Source organism: Phyllobacterium pellucidum, assembly GCF_013327855.1.
Lineage (GTDB): Bacteria > Pseudomonadota > Alphaproteobacteria > Rhizobiales > Rhizobiaceae > Phyllobacterium > Phyllobacterium pellucidum.
Map to the genome: position 1 here is coordinate 193,834 of NZ_JABUMX010000004.1, position 11,853 is coordinate 205,686.

The window sequence follows — 11,853 nt, forward strand, 5'->3', positions numbered from 1 at the left end:
AATGGCGATAATAGTGTTGATTGCGGCTCCGGAAATTGCCCGTGAGTGGGTTGCGGAAAGGTGGAGGGTATGCGCGAGTCAGATCTGGATGAGCCAAGGAAACGCTGTCGACCATCGTCGATAAAGCCATCGCGGGAGAGCCAACCGTGTTGCTGCGTCAAGGGCGCAAAGTGGCCGTTGTAATATCATTCCAGGAATACGAGCGCCTTTCGAGGATACCAAGCCTTGGTCAGCTTCTTGCAGGATTTCCGGGCGACGCGGATGACCTATCCGATCGCCACGCGCCCAGAAACCGCCAAACTTGATCGTTTTACCTAGAACGGATTTTCCACCCTCGGCCAAATCTCGCGCGCCAGCTTGCGGTAATTGGTTTTCCGCGGATTCGAAGGATAAGGCGCGCCGGCGTCGATATAGATAATCTCAGCCGCCACCGGCTCGAAACCCGCATGAAAGTGATTGGTCGATTTGACCAGCAACATATCCTTGCGCATCGGGTCGATGCCGAGATTGGAAAAAATATCGGGCTCAAACGTCTGCGTCCGGTTGGTGTTGAGGATAACCTCGATGTCGGTGCCTTCGAGGCGGACAACGGCGGCGGGTCCTAGCGTAACGCGGCTCTTGCCAAAGCTTTGCCATCCCTCCTCGACTGCCTTCACGACCATCACCCGGGCATCGATCGGCGCACCGCCATCGGGCCCGGCCTTGCCCCCGAAGCGTAGCTGAATCTGCGCGCCCTCCCCCGCCGCAAGGCAGAAGGTGACCGCGATGGGATCCCAGATGGTTGCGACCGCGACATTGTCTATGCCGCGCTCGATGATCCGGCGCAGGATCAGCGTGCCGTCACCGGCGACACCGCCGCCCGGATTATCCCAGACGTCGGCGACAACAACGGGCTTGCCTGATTTCCTGGCAGCGACTGCGATCGCTGCGTCAAGACCGGCTTCGGTGTCGAGCATCGGCATTGCTGTCCTTCCGCGCAGGGCAAAAAGTTCCATGCCAAGCTTTTCGGCCAGTGCCGCACCTTTAGCGGGATCATTGTCGGTGACAACCATCACCTGCGTGCCAAGCTCCGGCACATCGCCGGCCATGAAGCCATGGATAAGCGACACTGAAAGAATGCCGTTACGGCCCTGCAATGCTTTCATGCGGTCGACATAGGAGCGCATGGGCTCCCGGCTCGTCGGGTAAACGCCGATCATCCGGCAATCGAATGTCGAAATTACCGGCTTGATCTCGCCCTTCAGCGCGCGCAAGGCAAGATCGACCACGTGCTCGCCGCGTTCGTAGAAATCGGTGTGCGGAAACTCAAGAAAGGCCGCGAGAATATCGGCGTTATGGACGCGCTTGGCCGTAAGATGGCTGTGGGGATCCAACTCCGAGGCGATCAGCACGTCTGGACCGACGATGGCGCGAACATGTTCGAGGAGGTCGCCTTCGCAGTCGTCATAGCCCTGGGCTACCATGGCTCCGTGCAATCCGAGGATAACACCAGCAACAGGCAGCGCCGCGCGGAGCTGGCCGAGGATTTCGTCGCGCAACTCCTCATAGGCCTTGCGCTGCAAGAGTCCGCCCGGCTCGGCCCAGGTCGCCGTGCCCTCGATGAGCTCGAAGCCTTCCTCGTGCGCCCGCTTGCGCAGCACGACCATGGGCGCAGAGCAAAGCGTCGGTGTTTCAGGATGTTCTCCCGGTGCCGCGTAAAACGCCATTTCGAAGCTGGCGCGGTCTGTCGGGACCGGTGAGAACGTGTTGGTTTCGGTCGCGAACGACGCGGTAAAGATGCGCATGATAGGCCTGTATTTCAGTGTCAGAGCGGTTTGTAGGCGATCGCCTCGATTTCGATCTTGATGTCGATCATCAAGCGCGATTCAATGGTCGTCCGCGCCGGCGGGTCTTTGGGAAAATAGGTGGCATAGGTCTTGTTGAACGCGGCGAACTCGCGGGCGTCTTCAAGAATGACGAAGGTCTTGACCACATCCGAAAGCTCCGCGCCGGCAAGGGCAAGCGCCGACTGGACGTTGTTCATGACCTGCTTCGTCTGTGCTTCAATACCGCCGATGATGACAGTGCCATCGCTTCCGACCGGTACCTGGCCCGAAATGTAAATAAAGTCGCCTGCCCGCACTGCAGGTGAAAGCGGAACGTGGGACGTGCCGAAGTGATGCTTCGTCATCATGAAAATCCTTTCTGTTATTTGACGGCGCCGATCGAGAGGCCCCGCACCAGATAGCGTTGCAGCCAGGCAAAGAGGACCGCAACCGGAACGGAAGCGACGAAAGCGGCTGCCATGACATAATGCCAGTCGACAGTATAGCGGCCGGCTACGAGCGAGAAAACGCGGATCGGCAAAGTGTAGCTGCCCTCGGTCCGCAGCATGGTCAGTGCGATGACGAACTCGTTCCACGCATTGATGAAGGTGAAGATCGCCGTGACCACCATCGCCGGCACCGCGAGCGGCAGGAACACGCTGATAAGCGTGCGCCAGCGGCTGGCACCCTCCATCCACGCGGCCTCCTCAAGATCGCGCGGTATGGTCGAAAAATAGCTCTGCAACATCCACACGCAGAACGCGATGTTGAACGCGGTATAGATGACGACGAGCACATTGAGGCTGTCGATCATGCCGGCGCCGGCCACGAGGCGAAACAGGCCGATGACCAGCACGATGGGCGAAAGCATTTGCGAGACCAGCAGGAACTGGCGGAAGGCGTCGCGCCCGGCAAACTGGTAGCGGCTCAGGGCATAGGCTGCCGGGATCGAGACAAGGATCGTCAAAGCCGTTGACAGCGCCGAAACGTAGAGCGAATTGGCGAGGGCCGGCGCTATGCCGGAGGTCCGCCACATTTCAGGAAAATTCTGCCAGTGCAGTTCGCTCGGCCACCAGTTGGGCGTCAGTACTTCGGTGGCGGATTTCAGCGAACTGATCGTCATCACCGCGTAGGGAAAGAGGATCACGACGACGATCGGCGACAGCAAAATCCAGAAGAGAATGGAGCGTTTGAGTTTCGCGCTCATGATTTCGCCTCCCGCATCGCCAGCCGGACATAGATGATCGTAAAGACCAGAAGGATCGCGAACATGATCAGGGAAACGGCCGCGGCCTCGCCGAGTTTACCCACACGAAAGCCGGTCTTGTAAAGGTAGGTAACAAGGATATCGGTCGAATTGGCCGGACCGCCCTGCGTTGTCGCCCAGATGATCGGAAACGAATTGAACACATAGATCGTGTTGAGGACGAAAGCGATGTTGATGAAGGGGCGCAAGAGCGGCAGCGTGATCAGGCGAAACTGATCCCAGCTTCCCGCACCCTCCGTTGCCGCAGCCTCATAGAGATCGTCGGGCACCGAGGACAGGCCGCCAAGGAATATGGTTACCGTGAAAGGTATAGAAACGAGGATGCCGATAAATATCTGCATCGGGAATGCCGTCGAAGCTTCCGCCAGCCACTGGATATTGGTGTCGATGAGGCCAAGGCCCCGCAAAGCCGAATTAAGCATGCCGCTTTCACCGTTGAGCGCCCAGCGCCAGACGATAGCAGTCATCGTCAGAGAGATCGCCCAAGGCAACATGATCAATATGCGCGCGATACCGCGGCCGTAAAAATCCTCGTTGAGAATGAGCGCGATGGGCACCGATATGACCAGCGTTCCGACCACCACGGATGCTGTCCAGAAAAGCGTGCGCCAGGTCGCTGCGATAAAATCGGGATCGGCGAACAGAACGCGGAAATGCTGCAGGCCGATGAAATCGCGGATCATGCCGAAGCGGTTCACATCGTGCAGTGACAGCGAAATGATTTCCTTGAGCGGCCAAAGGATGATGGCGGCGGCCAGGATGAAGCTCGGCAAGATCAGGACATAGGGTGCTGTAGCCCGTTGCATCGGCTTTGAATTCCTCGAGCGTTGAGCGTGAAGGGAAATCGGGAGGCGGCTTGATCCGCCTCCCGAGCAAACTTACTTCAGCGTCTCGTTGACCTTAGCAGCAGCCTCTTTGAGCGTAGCTTCGGGATCGCCCTGGCCGAGATAGATCTTCTGGATCGCATTAGAGGTCGTCTGCGCAATGTCTTCCCAGCCTGGAATAACCGGCGCGAACCGGGCGTTCGGCAGAAGCGAGGTGAAGACTTTCAGATCCGCATTGTCGGCAAAGTAAGGGTCTTTTGCTTCTTCGGCATTGACCGGCAGGAAGCCCTCTACCTTGTCGAACTTGGTGCGCTGCTCCTTGGTGAAAATGAAGTCGAGGAATTTCCAGGCAGCTTCCTTGTTTTTGGAATTTTCAAAGAGGACGATGGAGTCAGTCACGCCATAAGTGCCCTTGTCGCCGCTTGGCCCTGCCGGGATAGGAGCGACGCCATATTTAAGGTTCGGCGCTTCAGTCTTGATCTGGTTGGAAAGGAACGGTGCAGTGATAACGGTTGCTACCTTGCCTTGCTTGAAGAGGTTCTGCACGTCTTCACGCGAGTAAGAGGTGACGCCAGGCTGCGTCAGGCCTTCGTCGATAAAGCTCTTGTAGAGCTTCGCCGTATCGATCGCCGCCTGGGAGTCGAGGCCCGACTTGCCGTCCTTGACGATCTCGCCGCCGTTAGACCACATGCCGTAGTAGAAATAGACATCGGTCTCAATTTCCTTGCCCTGCAGGCCAAAACCATAGGTCTCGCCGCCGAGCTTCTTGATCTTTTCCGCGTCGGTCTTGAAATCGGCCCATGTCGCCGGCGGTGTATCAATACCCGCCTTGGCGAAGATATCCTTGTTGTAATACATCGCGCGTGCCGAGGCGGCGATCGGCAGGCCATAGACCTTGCCGTTCATGACCGATGGCGACAGGAACGTGTCAATGAAGCGGGCCTTGAAGTCGGGAGTAATGTGGTCGTCGAGCGGTGCGACGATGCCTTCCTTGACGTAGTCGAGAAGCCAGCGCGTGCCGATGATGGAAAGGTCCGCATTTGCGCCCGCGGAAATGTCCGTGGTCAACTTCTGCTGCAGGTTGTCCCACGGAACGACTTCGATCTGGATTTTCGTGTCCGGATTGGCTGCTTCGAATGCCTTTGCAGCCTCTTCGAAGTAAGGGCCGGTGCCCTTGCTGTATTCGGCGATGGTAACGCGCACCGTCGTCTCGGCAAGTGCACTGGTGCTGAAAGCAATCAGGCTCGCTCCAGCAAGAAGGCAGATTTTTTGTCTGATCGTCATTGGTAACCCCTTTTTAAAGCTACACGCGGCAGCGCTTTCTCGTTGCAACGCTGTTCGGACTTTTGCTCCAACAGTTCCGTCAGCTTGCTCTTCGGCGGCGTCATCTTCAAATGTAATTTAATTTCATGCAAGTGGGATTTTTGCGCATAAGCAAGATTTTTGTGTTGCTTTTTTTCACGCTCGGTTCTTAGCTGAGGCGGAGCGAGCAGATCGCAAATCAGTCCAGATTCATAGGCCGGTGCATGACTTCAGCAAGTGTCGACGACTTCCTTGGGCTCAGGAACCGGACCGTCCTCATTACCGGAGCGGGGGGCGGCATCGGCCGCGCCCTTGTGGCAGCGTTCCGCGCCGCAGGCGCCGTCGTGTCAGGGGCGGATCAGCATTCAAATACGATGGCCGACCTCGACCTTGCGCATCGCCTGACCTTCGATCTGAGCGAAACTGGAACAACGACGAATGCCATTCGGGAATTTATCAAGGCGAAGGGTACGCCCGATATCCTCATCAACAATGCGGGTTTCACACGCGGCGAGACGCTTGATCAACTCGATGGCGCGATCTGGGATCGCGAGGTAGCGATCAATCTGAACGGCGCCTATCATGTGACGGCTCCGGTCGTCGATGCGATGAGCAAACGAGCCAGCGGCAGCATTGTCTTTATTTCCTCGGTCAATGGTCTCAGCCACTTCGGCAATCCGGCCTATTCCGCAGCTAAGGCCGGTTTGATCTCCTATGTAAAGGCGCTCGCCGTCGAACGCGGCCGCTACGGAATCCGCGCGAATGCCATCTGCCCCGGCTCTGTCCGTACGCCCGCCTGGGACCACCGCTTGCAGAAGGAGCCGGGCCTTTTGGCCAAGGTGTTGCCGCATTATCCGCTCGGGCGGATGGTGACGCCTGAAGAGGTAGCGAGGGCAGCCGTGTTCCTCGCCTCGCCGGCTGCCTCGGGTATTACCGGCACTGCCTTGGCGGTCGATGCCGGCCTGACTGCCGGCAATCTGCGTTTTATCAACGACGTTCTTGCAGGGGAGTAGCAGCATGGCCGGACTGCAGATCAAGAAACTCGTGAAGTCTTACGGTGCGATGAATGTCCTGCATGGCATCGACCTCGACGTCCAAGACGGCGAGTTTCTCGTGCTCATCGGCCCCTCCGGCTGCGGTAAATCCACCCTGCTGCGCATGATCGCCGGGCTCGACGACATTTCCGAGGGCGAGTTGTGGATCGGCGACAGCCTATCGAACAAACTGCCGCCGCAGCAGCGCAATATCTCCATGGTGTTTCAAAGTTATGCGCTTTTTCCGCATATGACGACCCGCAAGAATATTGGATTTGGCCCAAAGATCCGGCGGGAAGCTGCCAATGCGATCGACACCAAGGTCAACAAGGCGGCCGAGGTCCTCAATCTTCACGATTATCTCGACCGCCTGCCGCGCCAGCTTTCGGGAGGACAGCGCCAGCGTGTTGCCATGGGTCGCACCATTGTGCGCGAACCCGATCTCTTCCTCTTTGACGAGCCGCTTTCCAACCTCGATGCAAAATTGCGCGTCCAGATGCGCACCGAACTGAAGGCCCTGCACCAGCAGTTGAAGACGACCATGGTCTACGTGACACACGACCAGATCGAGGCGATGACCATGGCGGACCGGATCGTCGTCATGAATGGTGGCCGCATCGAGCAGTCAGGTTCGCCGCTCGAACTCTATGACAAGCCCGTGAACAAGTTTGTTGCTGGCTTTCTCGGCTCACCGGCGATGAATTTCATTCCGGGGACCATCGAACGCGGCGACGGCGCGCCGCGCCTGCGCATGGCGGATGGGTCGACCATACCTGTCGGCGGCACAACTGCGGTTTCCGGGCAAGAGGTCGAGATCGGGATTCGTCCGGAGCATTTCCGGCTAGCGGCGGCCGACAGTGAGGGGTTTACCTATCAGGTTGTGGTTGTGGAGCCGACAGGCTCGGAAACGCACATCTTCGGTACGATCGACGGCGTTGGTGTTCGCTGCGTCTTCCGCGACAGAATTGCGCCCGAGCCTGGCAGCCTCATGAAGTTGTCGATCGACCTGGACAAAGTGCATGTGTTCGATCGCAGAACCGGCAACCGGATCTGATTGAAATGGCCGCCCCACATTTCGACATCGTCGCCCGTCTGCGGGACATCGCCGATACCGGGCAGCGTTCGGATCAGCGGGTTGCGGCGGCAATTCTGGCCGATGCGGATTTTGCAACGCATGCATCGATCGAGCTTCTCGCCGAAAAGGCGGGCGTCAGCGAGCCGACAATAACCCGCTTCTGCCGCATGCTGGGTTTTGAGGGAACACGTGAATTCAAGGTCAAGCTGGCGCAATCGCTGGCCGTTGCCGGACGCTTTATCGTGGCGGCGCCCGCACATAAGGACAACGATATTCCGACGATCATATCCAGCGGTGCCCTTGATGCGATCGGCCATGTGATCCAGCAAATTGACCGCACCGACCTGGAACGCGCAGCAGCCATCGTCGCCGACGCAGGAATGATACGCGCATACGGCTCGGGCGGTGCTTCGTCGATGGCAGCGACGGAACTTGAAAACCGCCTGTTCCGGCTGGGGCTCAGGGCATCATCTTCCATCGACGGCGAAATGCAGCAGATGACTGCCGCAACCAGCAACAAGGAAACGGCAATCGTCGCCTATTCGCTGTCAGGTGAAGTCAGGCCGTTGATCGAAGCCGTAACCATCGCCGGGCGCTACGGGGCAAAGACTATTGCGATAACGGCTCCCGGCTCTTCACTTGCCGCCGCTGCACAGGTGGTCCTGCCGCTTAGCATTGATGAGGGTACGAATGTATATCGCCCCTCGCCTGCCCGCTATGCCCTGCTCGCAATGACCGATATGCTGGCGATGACCATTGCCGAGCGCATCGGCGCACCCGCCGTCGAACGTATGCGACGGATCAAGAACCTGCAGGGCCTGCACAAGACCGGTGCGCCCAACCTACCGCTTGGAGATTAGTCCTGTGAACCTCGCCGAAATCGATACACCCGCAGTCCTTATTGATGTGGATCGGGCCGACGCCAATCTGCAACGCTTCCAGGCCTTTGCCAATAGCCATGGCCTTGCCGTTCGCCCGCATATTAAGACGCACAAGCTGCCACGCTTTGCAAAGCGCCAGGTTGAGCTCGGCGCTGTTGGAATCACCTGCCAGAAACTGGGGGAGGCCGAGGTCATGGCCGATGCCGGGCTGACGGACATTTTTCTTCCCTACAACATCCTCGGCGAGGCAAAACTCAACCGCCTGGTGGCATTGAACGAGCGCGTTACCCTTGCCGTGACGGCCGACAGCGAGACGACAATCCGGGGCCTCGCCGAAGCATTCGGCGATACGGGCAAGCCGCTGGACGTCCTCATTGAATGCGACACCGGCATGGGCCGATGCGGCGTCCAGACGCCGGACGAAGCATTGACACTCGCCAGGCTCGTCGATGGTTGCACCGGTTTGCGCTTCAGGGGCTTCATGACCTACCCGAAAATCGGTGCCGTTGAAGAAAACGAAGCCTTCCTCGCCGCAGCGAAGCGTCAAGCAACCGAGGCCGGGCTTGATCCGCGCATCATTTCCAATGGCGGATCGCCGGATATGTGGCGAGCGCATGAAGTGACGAGCGCAACCGAGCATCGCCCTGGCACCTACATCTACATGGACCGCTTCCAGGTTGCGAAAGGCGTGGGAACCTGGGACGACTGCGCCCTGACGGTACTTGCGACTGTAGTCAGTTGCCCAACTAAGACGCGCGCGATTATCGATGCGGGCTCAAAATCGCTGTCCAGCGACACTTTCGGCATGGAGGGGTTCGGCCGCATCGCGGAATTTCCAGACGCCGTCATCACCTCCTTGAGTGAAGAGCACGGCATTGTCGATGTGAGTGGTTGCGCCCGCAAGCCGCAGATTGGTGACCGGATTCGGATCATTCCCAACCACGCTTGTGTCGTATCGAACCTTTTTGACGAAGTGGTTTTGATTTCAGGCAACGAGGTTGTCGAAGTCACACCCGTGGCTGCGCGCGGTCGTGTCGACTAAGATATTTCAGACTGATCATTAATCGGGGTCAAACGCTACGAACGGCTGCCGTGCCCCATATGCTGCCGGAGTTCCACGGCTTTCTTCACGAAATTATCTAGGAATGCCTCAGCAGAAACCGCGCGTCCGAATAGCGGCCCCATGCCGTAGGTGCAGCCGCATTCAATGAGCGGCTCAATATCAGCTGCATTGTTGACACCAACGGCGGCGGTATACATGCCAAGATCGGCGGCAAGTCTGCAGATCGCCCGTAGAAGCGTCCGTTCCCGTCCGGGCCGGTCAATATTTCGATGCAATGATGGACCGGCTATCAGACATTCGGACTTTACCGCTGTCATCGCCGCAAGGCTGGCATTGTCCAAGCCAAAATAATCGACCGCAAGGCGGAAACGGAGTGTTTGAAGCTTGTCGAGGGTGCGCACGATCTGTGCGTCCTCAAGGCTCGAAGCATTGCGGACGATGACAAACATGACGTCCGCACCGTCGACATCCCACTCTCGCTGCAACTCCGTTACGCGTTCGACAAAGAGCGGATCAAAAAGCTGAACCTGCGAGAGATTAATACAAACGACCATCGGCGCTTGCGGATGAAGCGTCTTGAATGTCCGCAGGAATTTGAATGCCTCGCCGATGATATAAAGCCCTACATCGCGAATGGAGCCGTTCTTTTCGAAAATGGAGAAAAACTCCTTCTGCCTGATCGCACCAAGTTGCGGATGATTCCAAACACCAAAAACCTGAACGGAATCGATCAACCTCGTTTTGAGTTCGGCGATCGGCTGGAATTCAACCGAGAACTCGCCGCCCATGATGGCGAGTGCAACGTTCCCGGTTGCCTCGAGTTCCTCTTCGAGATCATGAAGCAATGCCGGGTTATACCAGATGGCGCCTTCGCTTTGCGTTTTCTCCGCGTAGTGAAGTGCGCCGTTGGCACGCCGCAGCAATAGATCGAAGTCGGTTTGCTCGCTCTGCTTGATGCTGACTGAAGCAACGATCTCGACCGCGCAGCGTATGCCCGCCTGTTCGTAAGGCTCACGCAATGATTTGAGAAGATTGTCGAGCTGGAGATGATCAAGCCCCGAGGGGGTGCAAGCAAGGAAAGCGGTCTCGTGTTCGCTTACGTTGCCGACGATGCTGTCAGGGTATTCGTTCCTTATGCGAGCAACGGTTCGAGCAATGATGTTCGCAAGAGCGGTGCCGCCAAAAACGCCGCCAATATGAGTATAGTTCGGGATCTTGATCAGAACCAGTTCGATTTGACCGGAGCGCGCAATCATTCCCGAATATTCATTGCTCAATCCGGCGCGGTTGAGCAGGCCGGTTGCAGGATCGTGATAAGCGAGGAATTCAAGACGATTCTGGTTGCGAAGAAGCGCCGCGCGCATACGCTCTACCGCTCCCGCGAGTGCAGCGATCTCCGTTACATTGGTTTCGACATTCACCGGCGTGTCCAGCTTGAGATTACTGACCTCGACGACCGCACGCGACAACCGCTTCACAGGATTGGCAACGTATGAAGCTGTATAGGCAGCAACGGCCAGGCTGGCGAGCAGTCCGACCATCAGGAGGAGCGGTGTACCCGGTCCCCAAAGCGCCGGCTTCGATAGTTCCGGCCCCAGCGTGAGCGTCAGACTCCAACCCTTCAGATCGCTCATCGGCAACGGCACTTCCTTAGAGATCAGCCCGTCCTCGATCTTCGCAGCGCTGGAATCATCGGATATGACCTGAAGCTGGCCGTCCCTGAAAACGATGAATTCCCCTGATCGTGTATGAATCGAAAGATTGGCAAAGGCCTTGCCGGTCATCTGTTGAAGGAATGCACCGATGGGCCGAAGATCCACATCCGCCGTAATGACACCGAGCAGCTTACCGTCGGGGTCATCCACCCTGACGATCCGCGACATTGCCCAAGCGCCCAGCATCTCAGTTGCATTTCCCGGCGCCACATATTTAAACGGCGCGCTCCAGATTGGTTCCTGCCTGATGCTGCCGCCCTGGTACCAGCCGCGGTCGTGAAGAATATAAGGCTTCACAGTCACGGTATTCGTTGGACTGATGAGATCCAGCCGGGTCGGATCATTCGCGTCAGTCTGCGCACGCCCAAGCAGCTTGTCGTCATGTGCATTGATCTTGAAGATCCCGAAGAATTGTCCGCTTTCTGCGCCAAAGGCCACATAGGCTGCTTCGGGTGGGATCGTATCTGGAGCCGCCGCATGTTTCTGAACGATCGCGAAGACACAATCGGCGGTCCGGCACGATGCGGATTTGATCTCGGCGCGCAGGGCCTCGACATAGTCGCTCGTCGGCGAAATGAGCTGGCCTAACTGTCCGGCAATATCTCCAGCCAGTATTTCCGCTGTGCGCTCTGAATAGATGCGGCTCTGGTTGGTCCGCTCGGTTTGAACGACCCAGCCTATTCCGAGAAAGACCAGGAATAGAAGGAGCACGAGGGGAAGACCAACGAGCGCAATGAGTGGGATGCCAGGGCCCCTTGCCTGTCGTGGATTATGAGGATCTTGCGCATCCGCGTCCGCAATATTCATGGAACCGATCCTAAAACGCACGAAAAAATCGATAAAATAAAATTGCGGGCCAAACCTCTACAGAAAATGCTGACCGCCCG

The 11,853-nt window shown here is 57.7% G+C and carries 11 protein-coding genes; 5 read left to right on the forward strand and 6 right to left on the reverse strand.

Annotated elements, in window-relative coordinates; all coding sequences use genetic code 11:
- The first annotated feature begins 104 nt into the window (after positions 1–104).
- Positions 105–305: a type II toxin-antitoxin system Phd/YefM family antitoxin gene (locus HQ945_RS17520; protein ID WP_113281345.1), complete on the forward strand. Its 201-nt coding sequence runs from the start codon at positions 105–107 to the stop codon at positions 303–305.
- Between the two features lie 9 nt (positions 306–314).
- Here the strand turns inward: HQ945_RS17520 and HQ945_RS17525 are convergent, their stop codons facing one another.
- The 5 genes from HQ945_RS17525 to HQ945_RS17545 all read right to left on the reverse strand — a co-directional run bounded on the left by HQ945_RS17525 (position 315) and on the right by HQ945_RS17545 (position 5,180).
- A complete protein-coding gene (locus tag HQ945_RS17525) occupies positions 315–1,784 on the reverse strand; it encodes a M81 family metallopeptidase (RefSeq protein WP_113281346.1) in 1,470 nt (489 codons plus the stop codon).
- Positions 1,785–1,804: 20 nt separating this feature from the next.
- On the reverse strand, positions 1,805–2,173 hold the full coding sequence (locus tag HQ945_RS17530; protein WP_425500668.1) for a RidA family protein: 369 nt from the start codon (positions 2,171–2,173) through the stop codon (positions 1,805–1,807).
- Positions 2,174–2,187: 14 nt separating this feature from the next.
- Complete coding sequence (locus tag HQ945_RS17535; RefSeq protein ID WP_027232225.1) at positions 2,188–3,015, reverse strand: carbohydrate ABC transporter permease; 828 nt, start codon at positions 3,013–3,015, stop codon at positions 2,188–2,190.
- Positions 3,009–3,878: a carbohydrate ABC transporter permease gene (locus HQ945_RS17540; protein ID WP_027232226.1), complete on the reverse strand. Its 870-nt coding sequence runs from the start codon at positions 3,876–3,878 to the stop codon at positions 3,009–3,011. The genes HQ945_RS17535 and HQ945_RS17540 overlap by 7 nt, the downstream gene beginning before the upstream one ends.
- 72 nt (positions 3,879–3,950) lie before the next feature.
- On the reverse strand, positions 3,951–5,180 hold the full coding sequence (locus HQ945_RS17545; protein WP_027232227.1) for an ABC transporter substrate-binding protein: 1,230 nt from the start codon (positions 5,178–5,180) through the stop codon (positions 3,951–3,953).
- A gap of 242 nt (positions 5,181–5,422) precedes the next feature.
- On the opposite strand from HQ945_RS17545, the gene HQ945_RS17550 reads away from it, so the two are divergent.
- The 4 genes from HQ945_RS17550 to HQ945_RS17565 are packed head-to-tail and all read left to right on the forward strand — an operon-like array spanning position 5,423 to position 9,230.
- Entirely contained in the window at positions 5,423–6,211 is a 789-nt protein-coding gene (locus tag HQ945_RS17550) for an SDR family oxidoreductase (RefSeq protein ID WP_113281347.1), read from the forward strand.
- A 4-nt stretch (positions 6,212–6,215) separates the two neighbouring features.
- Positions 6,216–7,286, forward strand: coding sequence for an ABC transporter ATP-binding protein (locus HQ945_RS17555; RefSeq protein ID WP_113281348.1), 1,071 nt, complete (start codon positions 6,216–6,218; stop codon positions 7,284–7,286).
- 5 nt (positions 7,287–7,291) lie between these two features.
- Entirely contained in the window at positions 7,292–8,167 is an 876-nt protein-coding gene (locus HQ945_RS17560; RefSeq protein ID WP_113281349.1) for a MurR/RpiR family transcriptional regulator, read from the forward strand.
- Positions 8,157–9,230, forward strand: coding sequence for a D-TA family PLP-dependent enzyme (locus HQ945_RS17565; RefSeq protein WP_174208334.1), 1,074 nt, complete (start codon positions 8,157–8,159; stop codon positions 9,228–9,230). The genes HQ945_RS17560 and HQ945_RS17565 overlap by 11 nt, the downstream gene beginning before the upstream one ends.
- Before the next feature lie 35 nt (positions 9,231–9,265).
- On the opposite strand, the gene HQ945_RS17570 is transcribed toward HQ945_RS17565, so the two are convergent.
- A complete protein-coding gene (locus tag HQ945_RS17570; protein ID WP_113281351.1) occupies positions 9,266–11,773 on the reverse strand; it encodes an EAL domain-containing protein in 2,508 nt (835 codons plus the stop codon).
- Between the last annotated feature and the right edge of the window lie 80 nt (positions 11,774–11,853).

Excerpts from the sequence above, each read along its gene's own strand:
- HQ945_RS17525 (WP_113281346.1), bottom strand. The coding sequence starts at position 1,784 with ATGCGCATCTTTACCGCGTCGTTCGCGACCGAAACCAACACGTTCTCA.
- HQ945_RS17530 (WP_425500668.1), bottom strand. The coding sequence starts at position 2,173 with ATGATGACGAAGCATCACTTCGGCACGTCCCACGTTCCGCTTTCACCT.
- HQ945_RS17540 (WP_027232226.1), bottom strand. The coding sequence starts at position 3,878 with ATGCAACGGGCTACAGCACCCTATGTCCTGATCTTGCCGAGCTTCATC.
- HQ945_RS17545 (WP_027232227.1), bottom strand. The coding sequence starts at position 5,180 with ATGACGATCAGACAAAAAATCTGCCTTCTTGCTGGAGCGAGCCTGATT.
- HQ945_RS17550 (WP_113281347.1), top strand. The coding sequence starts at position 5,423 with ATGACTTCAGCAAGTGTCGACGACTTCCTTGGGCTCAGGAACCGGACC.
- HQ945_RS17555 (WP_113281348.1), top strand. The coding sequence starts at position 6,216 with ATGGCCGGACTGCAGATCAAGAAACTCGTGAAGTCTTACGGTGCGATG.
- HQ945_RS17560 (WP_113281349.1), top strand. The coding sequence starts at position 7,292 with ATGGCCGCCCCACATTTCGACATCGTCGCCCGTCTGCGGGACATCGCC.
- HQ945_RS17570 (WP_113281351.1), bottom strand. The coding sequence starts at position 11,773 with ATGAATATTGCGGACGCGGATGCGCAAGATCCTCATAATCCACGACAG.